This window comes from Rhizobium hidalgonense, from assembly GCF_005862185.2.
In the GTDB taxonomy this organism is placed as follows: Bacteria; Pseudomonadota; Alphaproteobacteria; order Rhizobiales; family Rhizobiaceae; genus Rhizobium; species Rhizobium hidalgonense.
In genome coordinates, this window is record NZ_CP054028.1 from 753,778 (window position 1) to 771,405 (window position 17,628).

Consider the following 17,628-nt stretch of genomic DNA (forward strand, 5'->3'; position numbering starts at 1 on the left):
GAATGCGGCTCGAACTGAGAGAGATCACCAGCGATACGACGGCCACGCGGCCGAAATGGTTCTTCGAGCGCGGCCGGCGCACGCTCGGCCGGGCGCCCGATTGCGACTGGCAGCTGCCGGAGGACCGGCGCTCGATCTCCAAGCTCCATTGCATCATCGAGCGCGACCGCGAGGGTTTCCTGCTGCGCGACCAGAGCGCAAACGGCTCCCGGGTCGATGGCGTCACCGTGCATGAGGGCCAGATCGCCAGGCTTTCCGACAGGTCGCGGCTGGAGATCGGCGGACTAACCTTTTCCGTCCACATCTCAGGAGAGAGCGACCGCGAGGTCGAGGATCCGGATGCCGGCCTGGTGCTGAGCGACGAGCCGCTGACCATTTCCGCGCTTCTGGCCGATATCGCTCCGGGCGGCCGCACAGCCAGCGGCATTCTCGGCGAGCGCGCGGCCGATGACTGGACCCTTCCTGAACCGGGCGGCAAAAAGGGGACGGCCTCATCCCGCAATGTCGAGATCGGCTGGAGCGGTCCTCCGGAGATCCGCACGGCCACCCAGCTTCTGCCGGCAGACTGGAATGCGGAGGAGACCGAGTACGGCAGCCACCTGGAACATGGTTCCGCCACCCATGTCGCCGTCCCGATCGCCCAGCGCCGGGCCGCAGCGGTGATCGAGATCGTCAACGATAACGATCACCAGCCAGAGCCCGAGGAATTTCCGACGCTGATAATCGGCCGGCAGGAAGCCTTTGCGGACCGCCTGGAGCCGCTGCTCGGCCGGCTCGAGGAGGTTGTCGAGAACAGTTATGCCGTTTTCGAAATGAGTGCGCCGTCCTCCGACAGCCAGCCGGATTTTCTGGCCGGCAGCAGGGAGGAGGCGCTGCTTGCCCGTATCGAGGCGCTGCTCGGGCAACAGCTCAAGCTCAACTCCGCCCTCGAAGCCTTCGTTCAGGCGGCGGGCCAGTTGGAGCCGCGCAGCCTGGAAGCGCGTGTCGAGACGGGTGCCTGGCGCCGTGACCGGAATTACTGGCGGGCCTATCGGACGCAATTTGAAAAAGACGGCAAGAGCCTGTCGATCCAGGACTTTTTCCGCGACGCCATGACCGGCGCGATGAATGGCAGGAACGCAGGGCCTCGTCCGCAGGACAGGCAGGAAGGAAACGACGCGCATCATGAGGAATGAGAACCGGGTGGCCTGGAGCGAAGGCATGTTCCTTCGCGTGCAGCATTTTCAGCAGGCGGACCGCTGGACCGAGCGGCTCGTGCGCACCGCCACGCACAGCCTTGCGCCCTATCCTTGGGGAATATCGGAAATCGGCATCGACCGCGGCGCGCTGGCGATCGGCCAATTCGCGCTGTCGAACCTGCGCGGCGTCCTGCCCGACGGCACACCGTTCGAGGCCCCGCTCGATGCCGATCTGCCGCCACCGCTCGATCTCGACGAGAACACCAAGAATGCGGTCGTCTATCTCGCCCTTCCCGCCCGGCAGCCGGGCAAGGCCGATGTGGCGCTGAACGGCGGTGCTCAGCGCAACAGCGTCCGGCTCGTCGCTTCGCCCTATGAAGCGCCCGATGCTAATGTCGAGACCGATTTCATGGCGCCGATCGATGTCGGCCGCCTCAGCCTGCGTTATCTCCGCACCGGCGACGAGCTTGCCGGCTATGAACTCATTGGGCTTGCCCGCATCATCGAGGTGCGCTCCGACCGGGCCGTGATCCTCGATCCGGATTATATCTTGCCGAGCCTCAACTGCACGGCCGCGGGCCGGCTGAACGAGCTGATCACCGAGCTTCTCGGAATCGTGCGCCACCGCGCCGAGGCAATCGCCGAACGGATCGGTGACCCCACCATTCGAGGAACGGCGGAGGTCGGCGACTACCTGCTGCTGCAGATCCTCAACCGAGCCGATCCAATGCTGAAACATATTTCGGCCAATGCGACGCGCGTCCACCCCATCGTCTTTTACGAGAACTGCATCCAGCTTGCCGGCGAACTCGCTACCTTCACCACCGACCGCAAGCGCGCCAGCGATTTCCCGCCCTATCGCCATGACGACCTGAAGGCAACGTTTGCTGCCGTCTTCGACGATCTCAGAGCCTCGCTTTCCTCCGTGCTCGAACAGGCGGCCGTGGCGATCGAACTTGCCGAACGCCGGCATGGGGTCAGGATCGGCACGATCAACGACCGTTCGCTGCTTCGCGATGCCGGCTTCGTCCTGGCGGTCCGTGCCGAGATGCCGGCCGAGGACGTGCGCCGCAAACTGCCGGCGCAGATCAAGGTCGGCCCGGTCGAACGTATCGCCGATCTCGTCAACGTGGCGCTGCCGGGCATTCCCGTGCGGCCGCTGCCCGTGCTGCCGCGCCAGCTCCCCTATCGCTCCGGCACCATCTATTTCGAACTCGACACCAAAAACCCGCTCTGGAAACAACTCGACACTTCGGGCGCCATCGCCGTGCATCTCGCCGGCGATTTCCCCGGGCTCGAAATAGAACTGTGGGCCCTGAGAGAATGAAGAACGAACCCGCTTCCTGGCAGAACCTGCCGACCATCGTCGAACTCACCGAGGATGGCATGAAGAAAAAGCAATCCGCGCGCAAGATGGCGGAGATGCTGGACGACGTTCTCGATTTTCCGGAAGGCGAAAAGGGCTCGTCGGGATCGTCCATCAACGGCGGCGCATCGGTCGAAACGCTCGTCAAGGATTTCCGCTTCGGTGCCGAAGACGTGCCGACCGTGGTGCGCTCGGCAGCACCGCTGCTCAATCTTGCCCATGGTCTGCGCTATGCGGAAGAGCAGCCTGACATCGATGAACTGCGCGCGGTGGCGATCGCAGCCGTCGGCCGCTACGAGCGGGATCTGGCGAGCGCTCGCATCAGCCCCGAACGGGCGCGCGCCGCCCATTATGTCGTCTGCGCCACGGTCGACGATGTCGTGCTCAGCAAAGCGTGGGGTGTGCGCGCCGGCTGGGCCCGCTCCGGCCTCGTCTCCACCTTCCATATGGACGTCACCGGCGGCGAGCGGGTGTTCGATCTGCTCGACCATTTCCACCAGAGCCCCGGCGCCAACAAGGACCTGCTGCTCCTCATCTATCTCTGCCTGTCGCTTGCCTTCGAGGGCCGCACCCGCGTTTCCGCGCGCGGCGGGCTGGAACTCGCCCGGATCCGCGACGGTCTTTACAAGACATTGCTTGGCCAATACGGCGTCTTCGAACGGGAGCTTTCCCCACATTGGAAGGGGATTTCGGCCCGGCACCAGCCGCTGCGCACCGCCGCCGCGCTCTGGACGCTTCTTTCCGTCCTGACGCTGATCCTGGCGTTCGGCTATCTCTTCTTCACGCTCTCGCTCAATCGCGCCTCCGATGGCACCTTCGAGCGCCTCGCCAAGCTGCCGCCGCGTGAGACACCGAGTGTGCTGGTCAAGATTCCGGAGCCGCCGCGCGCATCGCCGCCCGTCGTCGTCGCCGAAACCCCGCCGCCGCCTCCACCGCCGCAGGTGAAACCGCCAAGCCGGCTCGACAACCTGTTCGCCTTCCTCCAGCCGGAGGTCGAGAAGAAGCTGGTCACGCTCTCGGATTCGAACGGCAGGCTCCTGGTGCGCATCAGTAATTCCGGCCTGTTTTCCACCGGCAGCGCCGAGGTCAGCGAGAAGTTCTACGATCTTCTGCAGCGGATCGGCGGCGCACTCGCCGCCGAGAAATTCCGCGCCGTCGTCGTGGGCTATACCGACAATGTGCCGATCCGTACCATCCAGTTCCCCTCCAACTGGCACCTGTCGGAAGCCCGCGCCAAGGCGGTCGGCGACATATTGAGCGCCTTCGCCGGGCCGGGCGCGATCCTGACCGAAGGGCGTGCCGACAGCGATCCGATCGCCGGCAACGACACGCCGGAAGGCCGAGAGATGAACCGCCGTACCGAGATCCTGGTGCTGACCGATCCGGGCGAACGGTTGAGCGACGTCGGCTTCAAGACGTCGCCGATCGAGACCGATAACCCCAATGAAACGGCGCCCGCAGCAGGAGGCGCTACGCGATGAACCCCTTGGGCTATTTCTATACGCTGCGTTCTTATGTGGAGGCTTATGCCGGGCTCCTCGGTCGCCGCTTCATCTCGATCATCTGGGTGGCGGCAATTTGCGTCGTCATCTGGTTCTACGGTTATCTCGCCGCCTACGGCGACTTCAAGCCCCTGACGAGCGCCTCGACGCGGCTGACGCTGATCGGCGTCATCATTGCCGCCTGGCTTGCCTACCTCCTCTTCACGGTGATCCGCGACCGGCGCCGCGACAAGCGGCTCGTCGAAGGGATAGAGCGGGACGCGGAAGCCGAAGCGGCGGCCAGCCAGCAGGCGGAGGTCGGCGAGATCCATAGCCGGCTCAAGGAAGCGCTACAGCTGCTGCGCCGCATCACCAAGAAGCGCTTCGGCTATATCTACGAGCTGCCTTGGTACGTCATCTTCGGCGCGCCCGGCTCCGGCAAGACGACGGCGCTGAGCAATTCCGGGCTCAAATTCCCGCTCGGCGACGCGCTCGGCAGCAATTCGGTGCAGGGCATCGGCGGCACGCGCAACTGTAATTGGTGGTTCACCGACGAGGCCATCCTCATCGATACCGCCGGCCGCTACACGACGCAGGACGATTTGAACGGCACCGCCAAAGCCGGCTGGGAAGGTTTTCTCGGCCTCTTGCGCAAGTACCGCCGCTCGCAGCCGATCAACGGCGCACTGGTGACGCTGTCGATCGGCGATCTGCTGACGCGCGATGCCGAGGCACAGCGCGAGGAGATCCGCGCGATCCGCCAGCGGCTGTCCGAACTCGACGAACTCCTGCATGCGCGCGTCCCTGTTTATCTCCTGCTGACCAAGGCCGACCTCCTGACCGGCTTTGTCGAGTTCTTCGACGGTTTCAACAAAAGCGACCGAGAACAGGTCTGGGGCACGACCTTCGGGCTCGACGAGAGTTACAAGGCGGCCAACCTGCCCGATCGTTTCATGGAGGAATTCACCCTCCTTCAGCAGCGCGTCGACGCCATGCTGATCGAGCGCCTGCAGCAGGAGCCCAATCCGGAGCTGCGCGGCCGCATCTTCCGTTTCCCGGCCGAGCTCGTTTCTTTGAAAGAGCGCCTGCAGGAGGTCGTAACCGAACTGTGCTCGGGTTCGAAACTGGTGGAGGCGCCGCTGCTGCGCGGCATCTATTTCGCCTCCGGCACCCAGAGGGAGGAGGCAGCAGCCGCCGCCCCTCGCATGCGACGCAGCTATTTCCTCTCGCGCCTCTTCAAGGAGGTAATTTTCGACGAGGCCTCGCTGGTTGCCCGCGACAAGCGGCTTTCCGGCCGGCAGCTCCTCTTCCGTCGTGCCGCCTATGCGAGCGCGGTGCTGCTGCTGGCCGTTGTTCTCACAAGTTGGACGGCCACCTATTTCCAGAACACTACGGCGCTCGCCGGCGCGGAAAGACGCATTGACGCCTATGAGCAGCTGGTGCGCGGCGTGCCGGTTCGCGATGTCTCGGATGCGGATTTTCTGCGCATCCTGCCGGCGCTCGATAACCTCGCCTCCGTCACCACCGATTTTTCCAAGGCCCGTGTCTGGCCGGTGAGCCTCGGCCTCGACCAGGAGAGCAAGGTCGCAAGCCGCCAGCGCGAGGCCTATCAGCGGGCGTTGAACACGCTGCTTCTGCCGCGCATGCTGGTGCAGCTTCAGCAGGACATGACCGAAACCACCGACGTCACCCGGACCTTCGATGCGCTGAAGCTCTACGGCATGCTCGGCGGGCTCGGCCCCGTGAATGCGGATTTTGCCTCGCTTGAGGCGGAGGACATGTTCACCAGGCTCTATCCCGACGAAGGTAGGGCCGTCGCCCGGCAGGCGCTGATCGCCCATGCCGAAGCCATGGCGCGCGGCCCGCTGCCGCCGATCGAGCTCGACAAGGCGCTGATCGCCAAGGCGCGTGAGATCATTCGCTCGCAGAATATCGCCAGCCGCGCCTATGATATCCTGGCGGAATACCGCGCATCCCGCGCCATTCCCGGCTGGAGCCCGGCCGGCGCGCTCGGGCCGCTCGGCGAACAGGCGTTCGAGCGCAGCTCAAAGACGTCGCTTGGTGAAAGCATTCCCGGCCTCTTCTCGGCGATCGGCTATCGCACCGTCGTTCTGCCAGAGATTAGCGACGCTGCGCGCGAGGCGCTCGACGAGCAATGGGTCCGGGGCGATCCCAATCCCGCCGGTGTGACGGTCGATACGGTCGCCCAGGCCACACTTCAGCTCTACTTCGACAATTTCGAACAGCGCTGGTCGACGCTGCTCGACGATATCAGGGTGAAACCCTCGCAGACGATCAGCGATGCGGCGGAAACCACCCGCATCCTGGCCGGCAAACCCGGTCCAGTCGAGACGATCGCGAAATCGATCACCGCTGCCACCGATCTGCGCGGACCCGGCGCCGAAATCGCCTCGGCTGCCGGCGACACCTTGGCCGAGTCGACCACGGCGCTTGCCAGTGCGGCGAATGCGCCCGATCCCTTCGGGCGTCTGCGCGACGCGTTGAAGGCATCGGCCGGACAGTCTCCGCTTGCCGACCAACAGAAAGATGCGCCGCGATCGGAGATCGGCCAGCTCGAGCCGATCCTGCAGAGGGTGCAGGAGCAGCTTTCGCGGGCGACGACCTCCACCGCCGAAGTGGCGAAAGTGTTCGACGTTGACAGCCAGCTCACCGACGCCAATCAGGATCTATTGCAGCAGGCCCGCAAGCTGCCCGCGCCGGTGGATAGCTGGATGGCGGGGCTGGCTGCGGATGTCGGATCGCTGGCGGTCAAATCCGCCCGCTCTCGCATCAGCGGCGCCTGGGCCGCGGAAGGCTCCGGCTTCTGCTCGAATGTCGTTACCGGCCGTTATCCTTTCGACCGGAGTTCGGCCCGCGACGTGGCGATGAGCGACTTCGTCAGGCTGTTCGGGCCGGAAGGCCTGTTCAAGACCTTTTTCAAGGAAAAGCTCGAAGCCTTCGTCGATACCAGCGCCTCGCCATGGGGCTGGAAGGGCACCTTCGGCGCGGCGAGTATTCCGAGCGCGGCGATCGCACAATTCGAGAATGCCGACAAGATCAACCGCGCCTTCTTCCCGGCCGGCAGCAAGAACCCGTCGATCACGATCAACGTCAAGCCGGTATCGCTGAGCGATGCGGCGAGCGCCGTGATGCTGGAGATCGAGGGCGAACGGGTGGTCTATTTCCATGGGCCGATCCAGTCGAAATCGATCACCTGGCCGTCGACGGAAGCCAGCAACGCTTCGCGGATCGCCTTCCAGCCGGGCGGCTGGCAGCAGGCCTTGACGGAGAATGGCGACTGGTCGCCCTTCCGGCTGTTCGACGATGCCAATGTCACCGTACAGAGCGACGATCTCTTCCGGGCAAAATTTCAGCAGGACGGCCAGGCGGCCGAGTTCGACGTGCAATTCGGTTCTGTGCTCAATCCATTCCGGCTGGAGGCGCTCGGCGCCTTCTCCTGTCCGGTGCAATTCTGATCGAACCGATATGAACGAGCGCGCCACCCTCGAGCGAAACCCGACCGGGGCCGACAGGATCGGCTTCTACGGCAAGCTGCCGAGCCATGGCGATTTCGTTTCGATGGGGCTCGGCCGCAGCCTGCAATCGGCGCTCGATACCTGGCTGCAGGCCGGGATGCAGGCAGCGCATCAGGAACTCGGCGAGGAATGGGAACGCCGTTTCCGCCTCATGCCGGCATGGCGTTTTATCGTCGAGCGCGGCCTATGGGGATCGTCGACCGTTGCCGGCGTCCTGCTGCCGAGCCTCGACCGGGTCGGCCGCAGCTTTCCCCTCGTCATCGCCGCCCAGCTTCACGGCTTTTCCGAACATCCTCGTCAACTCTACCTCGACGACACATGGTTCACCGCAACCGAGGCGATCGCCGAGAGCTCGGCAAATCGCGACTTCGACATCAACCAGTTCACCGCGAGCCTGAAGCGGCTGCGGAGCCTGCGGCCGGCCGATCTCGCGGAAAACGAGACGCTGCAGGACAGAGCCTCCAGCCGAGGCACGATCTGGTGGCACATCGACCCGGACGAACGACGGGCCAAGGGGTTTGGCGTCAGCGGCGCGCCGGAACCTGCGCATTTCGCGAAGCTGCTGCGCGAGAGTTCCAGTGTGGTTTCACCACCGCCGCGATCCGAAACACCTGCGATACCGCCCTCTGTGATCGTCGAACCACATCATCACTCCCTGGTTCTCCGGCACAGCCACGCCACGCATCCCGGCACACGACTCACGGTCAATGCCGATGCACTGCTCGTTTCTGAGACGCCTTCGCTCTTCGCAGTCGCCGATGGCGTGGGCGATAGCAACGCTGCGGCCGAGGTCGGCAAGATCGCCGTTCATGTGCTAGCCGAAGCGACGAAACAGCAGACGATCGAAGCTCTGGTACAGGAGGTCAAGGGCAAGCTCGGCCGTGCCCACGGCCTGCTTCAGTCGGCCCATCACTCCCAAGACCGCGAACCATCGGCCGCCAGCATCGTCGCGCTGGCCACTTTTGACGACCGCTGCGCCCTCCTCTGGGTCGGCGATGCCCGCTGTTATCTAAGGCGGGACGGCATGATGCGCTGCCTCACCCGCGACCATGTGGAGATTGGCTTGCGGCGCACGCTTTCGCGCGCCATCGGCCTGCGCGGGCATCTCGTTCCCGAAGTCCTCTTCGGCGGATTGCAGGCTGGCGACCGGCTGCTGCTCTGCAGTGCGGCCCTTCCGAGCGCCGTCCCGGAGCGCAGCATCGCCGAAATTCTCCTTTCGGCAAAAATCGAAAAGGCGGCCGACATTCTCGTGCAGGAAGGGCTGATCGCCAATTGCCGCGACAATCTCAGCGCCATTGTGATCGACGTGACCACCGATGACGCATGATCCGCCGGAAGCCAATTTCGAGGAGATCGCACGCCGCTTCTCGCATCTCTGGCAGGCATTGAACGCCGACGCGGACAATCCGTATTCGACCGAAACCCGGCAAATGCTGCTAGACCGGGTCAGAGATGCACTCGATCGCGGGGAGGCCCGCCTGAGCAATGCCGATCCCGAGATTGTCGCCAACAGCTTTGTGCTCGAAGCACTAATCCACGAGGGCGCGTTCAGCCAGGTGCATCGCGCTCGCCATCGCGATCTCGGAACGCTGCACGCCGTCAAGGTGCCGCGGCCCAAGCATGCGGACGATCCCGTGCTCAGGAAACTCATGTTGCGCGAGGCTGATATCGGCATGGCGCTTCGCCATCCCCATATTGCCGCGACGCAGACCGTTCTGCGTCTTGGCGACGGACGCCCTGCCCTGGTCATCGAATGGATCGGCAGCCGGCTTGCGGAGCTTTTGCCGCGAAGGCCGTTATCCCTTGGCGATGTGACAGCGATCATGACTTCAGTGCTGACCGGCCTGGGAGCAATCCATGCCGCCGGCTTCGTGCATTGCGACCTGTCGCCGCTCAACCTTCTATTCGCCGAGGGCGATTTTTCCCGTTTGAAGATCGCCGATTTCGGCGTGGCCCTTGAGGCCGGATGCCGCCATCGCCAATTCGATCTCGCCTTTGCCGGCCGGCCGGATTTCGCATCTCCCGAACAGACCGCAGGTGATCCGCTGGACGGGCGATCCGATCTTTATGCAGCCGGGCTGCTGCTCTCCCTGCTGCTGCGCCATTGCAGTGAACGTGGCGAGCGGCTGGAAGCGTTGGCAATCCACCTGTCCGAACAGGATCCGCGGGACCGACCCCAAAATGCCAAGGCCGCCTTGCGTCTGCTCGGCGGCCCAGCGAAACGTTCTGTCGAGACTTAATTGCCGCTGGAACCAGGAATTGGCGCAGCGGCCGTCGGCACGCTCTTCTGGTAGACGTTGAAGAGCTTGGCGAAGTCCACCAGGCTAGCATTGCTTGCGTAGATGATATCGCCGTCCATCATCTGGAAGCGCTGCATCAGCGCCAGATTGGAAACGTCCTTCATATTGACGCGGTAGATTACCGGCTTGCCGCTCACCACGACCGGCGCGGCGGTCTTGGCATTCGCAGCCGCGACCTGCGTATAGACCGGCTGGTTGCGCAGTACATAGAAATTGCTCGCATCGGCACGATCGTCGAGCAGGCCGCCGGCCCGGCCGAGCGCTTGCGCCAGCGTCAGCCTGCCCGGCTCGAATTCGAACTCGCCGACACTCTTGAAGGCGCCGAAGGCGGTGAAGGTCGGTGAATCCTTGTCGACATAGAGTTGGTCATCCGGCAGCAGGTAGACGTTCTGCTTGCTGTCGTCGATGACGCGCTGCAGCGGCACGGTGGAGCGCTGCTTGCCGCGCATCAGCGTGAGGGTCGTGGCGCTCGGCGCGGAAGATGCGCCGCCGGCAAGTGCGACCGCATCGAGCACACGCTCCTTGCGGGCAGTCAGCGGGAAGCGGCCGGCAGAGCGCACGTCGCCATTAACGGTGAAGCCACTGGAGGGTCTGTCGACTACGGTAACGACAGCCTGTGGATTGACGGCCGAACCCTTGAGACCGGTGACGATGCGCGTCTGCAGAGCCTCAGTCGAGGAATCCACCACCCGCTGCTTGCCGATGAAGGGAAGCGTCACATTGCCGGTGGAATCGACGGTGAACCGGCCGAGATTGAGGGTCTTGCTCTGGGTCGAAGAGAAAAGCCCATCCTCGCCGGGATCGAGAATGGTCACGTCGATGACGTCGCCGCGCCTGAGCCTCGTATCGGCAAATCCGCTCGAGCGCATGCTGCTGAGCCCCGTATCGGTGGCGGCATAGGCTAGCGGCGTGGCCGAAACCGGAGCCATCGGCGCTTCCGACAATCTCACGACCGGGATTCGCTCGTTGGTATGCGGTGAGGTGGCATTATAGAAACCACCGGCCGTGGGGCCATCGGATGGCCGGGCGCATGCACTAAGAACTGCGACAAGGACCAACGGTGCCAGCTTTCGCATCAGGTATCCTTTTGGCAATATTGAAAGAATCGGAAAATATCAGCGAGAGGTGAGCGAGCAATACCAGTTTTGCGCGAAAAATCAATTGTGACAGCTCAGAGGCTGTCCGGTGTGACTAATTTGCAACCATAGGCCGTAAGCGGAACCAAATCCTGCATCTGCGTATTCGTTCAGAAATACATTCATAGCGGCTGAGCAAATGGCCTTGCACATCAAGCGGATCTACGAGCCGAAAGAGGATAAGGACGGCACGCGTATTCTGGTCGACAGGCTGTGGCCGCGCGGGCTGAGCAAGCGGGAGGCGGCCGTCGATGTCTGGCTGAAGGATATCGCGCCGAGCCCGGAGCTGCGCCGATGGTTCGGCCACGATCCCGCCAAATGGAGCGAATTTCAGCGCCGCTACCGGGAGGAGCTCAAGAAGAACGTGTCCGCGGTCGAGGACCTCGAACGCCATATCGGGAAATTCACGGTAACGCTTCTCTACGCGACGAAAGACCTGCGCCACAATCACGCGATCGTCCTTCAACGCTTCCTCGGCAAAGACTGAAGCACCGGCGGCCAACGCCGATGAACGCCCGTCGCCCTGCGTAAAAATTTCCGGGAACCTTTTCGATCGATCTGCATCCAATGCTCACTTCCAAAGGCGCGCGAGCGCTGCGGAAGGCATGTCGCACGACACAAGGGAGAAAGACCATGTTGAAACAAATTTTCGGCGCAGCCGTCATAGCAGCTTCGCTCGGCACGGCTTCGATCGCTGCCGATGCCAAGCCGACCGACCCTCAAATCGCCCACATCGCCTATACGGCGGGGCAGATTGACGTCGCCGCTGCCGAGCAGGCGCTGAAGAAGAGCAAAAATGCCGAAGTCATCGAATTCGCCAAGACCATGGAACGCGACCACAAGGCCGTCAACGATCAGGCGCTTGCCCTCGTCAAGAAGCTGAATGTGACGCCTGAGGACAACAAGATCAGCCAGTCGCTCTCGACCGAGGCGAGCAAGGAACTAAAGACGCTTGACGGCCTCGACGGCGCCGCCTTCGACAAGGCCTATGTCGAAAACGAGGTCGCCTATCACAAGTCGGTCAACGATGCGCTCGCCAAGGTGCTGATCCCTTCGGCAAAGAATAAGGAGCTCAAGTCACTCCTGGAAACGGGCCTCACCCTGTTCAAGCAGCACCAGATGCATGCCGAGCATCTTGCTTCGATGATCAAGTAGGTCAGCGATGGGCAGTCTTATCAAGGCGCTGCGGCTTCCCTTGCTGCTTGCGCTGCTGTGGGCGAGCGTCGGGGCCGCTTCGGCAGCGGAATATCAAGTTACCATCGCCGGCATGAAATTCAGTGCGCCGCCTGCCCAACTGCATGTCGGCGATGTGATCGTCTGGCGAAATGATGATATATTCCGGCATACGGCCACGGCTCGCGACAAAAGCTTCGATATCGACCTGCCACCGAAAGCGGAAGGCAGGATGACGATCGACCGAACGGGAGCAGTCGATTTCTATTGCCGTTTTCATCCAGCCATGACCGGCAAACTGGACGTCCGGCCCTAGGGCCGGACTTCTGAAAAAAACGAGGCAAGCAGGCGGAGATTTCCCATGGCAGCCATTCCGGTTCCGGTCGCGCGACACCGGCAGTACCTGTCGACGCTATCAGACGCCGAGCTCGTGCCCCTTGCAATGCAGGGCGACGAGCCCGCCATCCGTGCCATCGTCCAGCGTCACAATCAGCGTCTGTTCCGCACTGCGCGCGCTGTCATCCGCAGCGATTGGGAAGCCGAAGACGTCGTTCAGGCCGCCTATGTCAGGGCCTTCACCAATCTGGGAACATTCCGCGGTGAGGCCGAGCTTTCGACATGGCTGACCCGGATTACTCTCAACGAAGCGCTCGGCCGTGTGCGCAGCCGCAAAAACACCACCGGGATCGAGGAAATCGACATGCAGACGAGATCGCGGGGCGGCGAAGTCCTCCAGTTTCCGTCCTTGCTCTGCGCAGGTGACCCGGAAACCGAGCTCTCGCGGAGCCAGGCGCGTCAGCTTCTCGAACAGGCGGTCGACGAACTGCCGGATGACTTTCGCGCCATCTTCGTGCTGCGGGATGTCGAAGGCATGAGCACCGACGAGGCTGCATCCTATCTCGGCATCAGGCCCGAAACTGCCAAAACCCGGTTGCATCGGGCGCGAAAGATGATGCGCCAATCGATCGAAAAACAGCTCTCCGGCGCGTTCTCGGCCCTGTTCCCCTTCGACGGCGCCCGCTGCGCCTCCATGGGCGACCGTGTCATCGCCGCCCTGCGCGTCAAGACGCCATGATATCACGCAATATCAGTAGGTGAATCCCGCCGGCCTTAAGTGTTTCAACCTCGGTCATCGTCTCGATGGCGGCCGTAGCGGAGAACGAGATATGATCGCCGGCGGCCCGTCTGACGTTTACGCCGACGGGGCAACGAGGGGCGAATAACTGATCATCCACCCGGATCTCCAGGACATCGCCCGCCGTCAGTTTCAATGCCTGAGGCCCATATTCGCAGGGCAGGCGCAGCGGCAATATTCCCATGCCGATGAGGTTGGAGCGATGAATCCGTTCGAAAGTTCGCGCCAGCACGGCGCGAACGCCGAGAAGGCAAGGAAAGGCGAAGTCAGTGCTCGATCCCAGGCCATGCCCACCCAGATGTCAGAAGGCTGGAATGCTGTGGTAGGCGACTTTTTCAATAGCAGGAACATGTCCCCGCAAGAGGTTCAAAAACGCCTGCATGACTTGCTGATGCGCTCGACGAGTGATTAGCGCCGACGAAGACAATGGGTGGCGTTGCGCGAATATCCATAATTCGCAGACATATCCAAAACACGCAGCAAACGACGCGCCGGCGACGCATTTTCGGCTGGAACTTGCAAGTTTTAACAAAGGCTTAAGCTTCCCGGATACATCTCGCATTAGTATTTTTTCATGTGCTGCGCGACGGTGGTTTTTTTGAAGTCAGCTCTTTCATTTTTATTGGGTCGATGCTTCCACACCCTTCGCGGTCTCGGAAGGGACAGAGCCGGCAACGTCGCGATCGTCGTTGCTCTTAGTCTGGTGCCGATGCTCGTCGCGGTCGGCGCGAGTTTCGACTATATTCGCAGCTACAATGTGCGGCAGAAGATGCAGAGCGATCTTGATGCGGCCTTGATCGCCGCCGTCAAGCAAATCAACAACACCGGGGACACCGACGCCCTCAAACAGAAGGTCTCCGACTGGTTCCACGCGCAGGTGGAAAACAGCTACACGCTCGGCGAAATCGACATCGATACCGCCAACCACAACATTACGGCGACGGCAAGCGGCACCGTGCCGACGACGTTCATGAAGATCGCCAACATCGACACCGTTCCGGTCAGCGTGGGAAGTGCCGTCAAGGGGCCGGCGACCTCTTATCTCAATGTCTATATCGTCATCGACACATCCCCGTCGATGCTTCTGGCGGCAACGACAACGGGTCAATCGACCATGTATTCCGGCATTGGCTGTCAGTTCGCCTGCCACACCGGCGATTCGCACAAGGTCGGCAATAAGACATATGCCAACAACTATGAATACAGCACAGCAAAGAACATAAAACTGCGGGCCGATGTCGCCGGCGACGCCGTTAAGGACGTGCTCAGCCTGATCGACACATCCGACAAGAACCACGAACGGATCAAGGTCGGACTCTATAGCCTGGGCGATACGCTGACGGAGGTTCTCGCCCCGACGCTGAGCACAGACACGGCCCGCACCCGCCTCTCGACGTCGAGCTATGGCCTCACCAGCGCGACCTCGAAGGCAGCCACCTATTTCGACGTTTCGCTCACCACACTCAAGCAGAAGGTCGGTGCCGGAGGGGACGGGACCTCCTCAGCCTCGCCGCTCAAGCTGGTTCTCCTGTTGACCGACGGCGTCCAGTCGCAGCGCGAATGGGTAACGAATGGCTCGAGTTACTGGCCCAAGGTTGCACCCCTTAATCCGGCCTGGTGCAACTATCTGAAAAGCCAATCGAATACGATGGCTGTGCTATATACCGAATATCTGCCGATCACCACGGACTGGGGATACAACGCGACCGTCGGCTCAACCATGGCGAGCGCCAACTGGAAGAACACCTGGGGCGGCACGATGAACAGCGGCGTGTCGACCAGCATTACGCGGCGGGACTACATCCCCTATGCGCTTGCCGACTGTGCATCGTCCAAGAGCCTGTTCCTGTCGGCATCCTCGTCGACCGAGATCACGGCGGGCCTGTCGACGCTTTTCACCCAATATCTCTCTGCTGTTCGGTTGACCCAATGACGCGGAAAAAAACCTTCGCGCTGCTGCGCCGTCTGGTCGGCGACCACAAGGGGGCTGCCGCGATCGAATTTGCGATCCTGGCCCTGCCGCTCTTCATCATTCTTTTCGGCATTATCGAAGTGTCGCTGATGTTTTTCGTCAACTCGGCACTTGACGCCTCGGTCCATAAGATTTCCCGGATGATCCGCACCGGCGAGGTGGCGTCGTCCAAGATCACGCTGGCCGGCTTCAAGGCCAAGATATGCGACGACATGCTTCTAACCTTCGACTGCTCCAGCGGTCTCGTGGTCAAGGTGAACGTGCTTTCCGACATGTCGTCCGCGGCCAGAACCAATCCCATCGACAGCAGCGGCAAACTCGCCGTCACCGAGACTTATGATATCGGCAAGGGCAGCGACTACATCCTCGTCCAGGCGTTTCTGCCATGGACGGCCGTCGCCAATTTCTTCAGCCTGTCGAGCGCCAAGCTTTCCGATGGCCGCTATCTGCTCGGATCTTCCGCTCTGTTCCGCAACGAGCCATTCTGACATGACCATGAAACGGAGCCTGTCCTTTTTCCGGTTCGCGCAATGCCGCATCCGTGGTATCGCCCGCGATCGATCGGCTGCATCAGGCGTCGAATTTGCGCTCGTGCTGCCGATCCTGGTGATGCTGCTGTTCGGCACCGTCGAGCTCGGCCATGCGCTGACTGTCAGTCGAAAAATAGACGAGATCGCCTCTTCCACAGGTGACATGATTGCCCAGCAGAGTTCATGGACGAAAACCGATGTCACCAAGCTTCTTTCCGGCGCCAGTTTCATCCTGCAGCCCTATGACACCAGCAAGCTGACGCTCACGGTTGCGGTTAACGATGTCAACGCCAGCGGCAGCGCGACCGTCAACTGGTCTGCCGCACTCAACACCTCGGCGGTGAATTCCGGGACGGCGAGCGCGGTCGCGGTCCCCTCCAACATCCAGGAAACAGGCGTGCAGATCGTGCTGACCCGGGTGCAATATACGTTGACGACACCAGTCTCGGCGTTTTTCTCAAATTTCACCGGACAGAACGGCTATAGCTTCGATCGCTATTTCTTCAATCGCCCGAGGGTCAGCGACACGATCAAATACAACTGAGCCGCAGGCTCTGTCGGCCGGACCTTCGGGGTCAGTTGTCGCCGGCCTAACCCGTTGCAAATTCGCAAGCGCCGGCCTCTCTGACCAGCGGCCCCACTTTCTGGATCTGCGCCTGCGTCAACTGCAAGGCGTCTAGAGAACCAATTACCCAGGATGCGGCAAGAGCGCTTGGTGGAGCGCTGCTTCCTTTCGGCTGGCGCAAGGGCGCCAACGTGGCGCTGATGGTGGAAATGCTGTCGGCCGGCCTCTCCGGCGGCCCCTGGTCGTTGGACACACCGTCTTTCAGGAAGGGAAGCGCCAGCCCCGCCGTGGGATTGACCGTCGTCGCCATGATGCCGGGCGCGCATCGACGTTGGCCTGGTCGAGCGTGCCCGCCGCCAGGCCGACCGCCTTCAGCAACATGGCGTGTTCGTGCCTGGCGTTAGCGGCATCGAATATCCAAGGCCGGCGACGGAAGGCCTGAAAGTGCCGGCGCCGTCTTCGAGGCTGTCGTGAAAATCGCCGGCGCCTGACGGTCCCCGCCGCTCGGATGACGCTCAGCGGCCCTTTTTTGCGGGAAGATGTTCGAGAAGCGATTGGCAGGCGCTCATAATGTGGGCGTAGATCAGACCGGCCGCCTTTTCCTCATCTCGCTCGCGGCAAGCTTCGAGGATCTGACGATGTTCGCGATCGGCGGTCTGCTTGCCATGCGACAGGGTCAACTGCACCCGGAGATATCGCTCCAGCCGGTCGTTCACCGAACGAATGGTGGTGACGAGAAATGGCCGCTGCCCATCCTCGTAAAGGCAGCTGTGGAACCGCCAGTTCAATTCTGACCACCGGGCGACATCCGTTTCCCGCGCGAAGGCATCGCAATAGGCAAGCGCCTTTTCAAAGGTCTCTTCCGTCATGTGAGGGATCGATAGCTTGATGGCGTTCGATTCCAGGATCGCGCGCACCTCGAAAATCTGCGCGATCTCGGGCTCCGAGACCCTCGTGACGATCGCGCCCTTGTTGCGGTGGAATTCCACCAGACCTTCGGCCTCAAGCCGCTTGAGCGCCTCCCGCACCGGAATTTTGCTGACGTTGAACAGCCGGGCGACATCGTCCTGACGGATCGGCTCGCCTTCATCAAGCGAGCCGTCGGCAATCGAATCCCGGATGAATTTCAAGATCACGTCAGAGGCAGTTGGCGCCTTTCCGAGATTGGTCACCTGAGCGGTGTTGAAAGGCATCCCGAGCTCCTTGTTTCGTGCCTGACGAATATCCCAATTGGGATATCGTAGACAATCTCATTG

At 62.1% G+C, this 17,628-nt stretch carries 16 protein-coding genes and 1 pseudogene; 14 read left to right on the top strand and 3 right to left on the bottom strand.

What is annotated here, in order from left to right; translation table 11 throughout:
- Positions 1-2: 2 nt before the first annotated feature.
- From FFM81_RS24795 to FFM81_RS24820, 6 genes are read left to right on the top strand one after another with little or no spacing between them, the layout of a single operon-like run.
- Positions 3-1,175, top strand: coding sequence for an FHA domain-containing protein (locus FFM81_RS24795; protein WP_138386056.1), 1,173 nt, complete (start codon positions 3-5; stop codon positions 1,173-1,175).
- Positions 1,165-2,505 carry a type VI secretion system baseplate subunit TssK gene (gene tssK / locus FFM81_RS24800; RefSeq protein ID WP_138386055.1) on the top strand — a complete coding sequence of 447 codons (1,341 nt, stop codon included), beginning with the start codon at positions 1,165-1,167 and terminating at the stop codon, positions 2,503-2,505. Before FFM81_RS24795 ends, tssK begins: the two co-directional genes overlap by 11 nt.
- Positions 2,502-4,025: a type VI secretion system protein TssL, long form gene (tssL, locus tag FFM81_RS24805; RefSeq protein ID WP_138386054.1), complete on the top strand. Its 1,524-nt coding sequence runs from the start codon at positions 2,502-2,504 to the stop codon at positions 4,023-4,025. The genes tssK and tssL overlap by 4 nt, the downstream gene beginning before the upstream one ends.
- On the top strand, positions 4,022-7,501 hold the full coding sequence (tssM, locus tag FFM81_RS24810) for a type VI secretion system membrane subunit TssM (RefSeq protein WP_138386053.1): 3,480 nt from the start codon (positions 4,022-4,024) through the stop codon (positions 7,499-7,501). Before tssL ends, tssM begins: the two co-directional genes overlap by 4 nt.
- 10 nt (positions 7,502-7,511) lie before the next feature.
- Positions 7,512-8,888: a type VI secretion system-associated protein TagF gene (gene tagF / locus FFM81_RS24815; RefSeq protein ID WP_138386052.1), complete on the top strand. Its 1,377-nt coding sequence runs from the start codon at positions 7,512-7,514 to the stop codon at positions 8,886-8,888.
- Positions 8,878-9,801, top strand: coding sequence for a serine/threonine-protein kinase (locus FFM81_RS24820; RefSeq protein ID WP_138386051.1), 924 nt, complete (start codon positions 8,878-8,880; stop codon positions 9,799-9,801). Before tagF ends, FFM81_RS24820 begins: the two co-directional genes overlap by 11 nt.
- Here FFM81_RS24820 and FFM81_RS24825 read toward each other — a convergent pair.
- Positions 9,798-10,937 (bottom strand): polysaccharide biosynthesis/export family protein, encoded by a 1,140-nt coding sequence (locus FFM81_RS24825; protein ID WP_138386050.1) that lies wholly within the window; start codon positions 10,935-10,937, stop codon positions 9,798-9,800. The two genes, FFM81_RS24820 and FFM81_RS24825, sit on opposite strands and share 4 nt — an antisense overlap.
- A 199-nt stretch (positions 10,938-11,136) precedes the next feature.
- Between FFM81_RS24825 and FFM81_RS24830 the strand changes: the two genes are divergently transcribed.
- From FFM81_RS24830 to FFM81_RS24845, 4 genes are all read left to right on the top strand, one after another.
- The gene (locus FFM81_RS24830) at positions 11,137-11,484 is read left to right on the top strand and encodes a DUF488 domain-containing protein (protein WP_003568760.1); all 348 of its coding nucleotides are present in this window, start codon (positions 11,137-11,139) and stop codon (positions 11,482-11,484) included.
- Positions 11,485-11,630: 146 nt separating this feature from the next.
- On the top strand, positions 11,631-12,152 hold the full coding sequence (locus FFM81_RS24835; protein WP_003568759.1) for a DUF4142 domain-containing protein: 522 nt from the start codon (positions 11,631-11,633) through the stop codon (positions 12,150-12,152).
- Between the two features lie 7 nt (positions 12,153-12,159).
- Positions 12,160-12,486, top strand: a complete 327-nt coding sequence (locus tag FFM81_RS24840; protein WP_003568758.1) for a cupredoxin domain-containing protein — start codon at positions 12,160-12,162, stop codon at positions 12,484-12,486.
- A 45-nt stretch (positions 12,487-12,531) separates the two neighbouring features.
- A complete protein-coding gene (locus tag FFM81_RS24845; RefSeq protein WP_003568757.1) occupies positions 12,532-13,245 on the top strand; it encodes an RNA polymerase sigma factor in 714 nt (237 codons plus the stop codon).
- On the opposite strand, the gene FFM81_RS24850 is transcribed toward FFM81_RS24845, so the two are convergent.
- On the bottom strand, positions 13,232-13,537 hold the full coding sequence (locus tag FFM81_RS24850) for a hypothetical protein (protein ID WP_246401346.1): 306 nt from the start codon (positions 13,535-13,537) through the stop codon (positions 13,232-13,234). The two genes, FFM81_RS24845 and FFM81_RS24850, sit on opposite strands and share 14 nt — an antisense overlap.
- Before the next feature lie 342 nt (positions 13,538-13,879).
- Here FFM81_RS24850 and FFM81_RS24855 point away from each other — a divergent pair, with 342 nt between their 5' ends.
- The 4 genes and pseudogenes from FFM81_RS24855 to FFM81_RS24870 form a co-directional block, all read left to right on the top strand.
- Positions 13,880-15,238 carry a TadE/TadG family type IV pilus assembly protein gene (locus FFM81_RS24855; protein ID WP_003568754.1) on the top strand — a complete coding sequence of 453 codons (1,359 nt, stop codon included), beginning with the start codon at positions 13,880-13,882 and terminating at the stop codon, positions 15,236-15,238.
- Positions 15,235-15,765 (top strand): TadE/TadG family type IV pilus assembly protein, encoded by a 531-nt coding sequence (locus FFM81_RS24860; protein ID WP_003568752.1) that lies wholly within the window; start codon positions 15,235-15,237, stop codon positions 15,763-15,765. The genes FFM81_RS24855 and FFM81_RS24860 overlap by 4 nt, the downstream gene beginning before the upstream one ends.
- A gap of 1 nt (position 15,766) precedes the next feature.
- Complete coding sequence (locus tag FFM81_RS24865; RefSeq protein ID WP_003568751.1) at positions 15,767-16,351, top strand: TadE/TadG family type IV pilus assembly protein; 585 nt, start codon at positions 15,767-15,769, stop codon at positions 16,349-16,351.
- 146 nt (positions 16,352-16,497) lie between these two features.
- Positions 16,498-16,863, top strand: a pseudogene (locus FFM81_RS24870) (Ldh family oxidoreductase); the annotation flags it as partial.
- Between the two features lie 24 nt (positions 16,864-16,887).
- Here the strand turns inward: FFM81_RS24870 and FFM81_RS24875 are convergent.
- Positions 16,888-17,565 (bottom strand): GntR family transcriptional regulator, encoded by a 678-nt coding sequence (locus FFM81_RS24875; protein ID WP_138386048.1) that lies wholly within the window; start codon positions 17,563-17,565, stop codon positions 16,888-16,890.
- Positions 17,566-17,628: the final 63 nt, after the last annotated feature.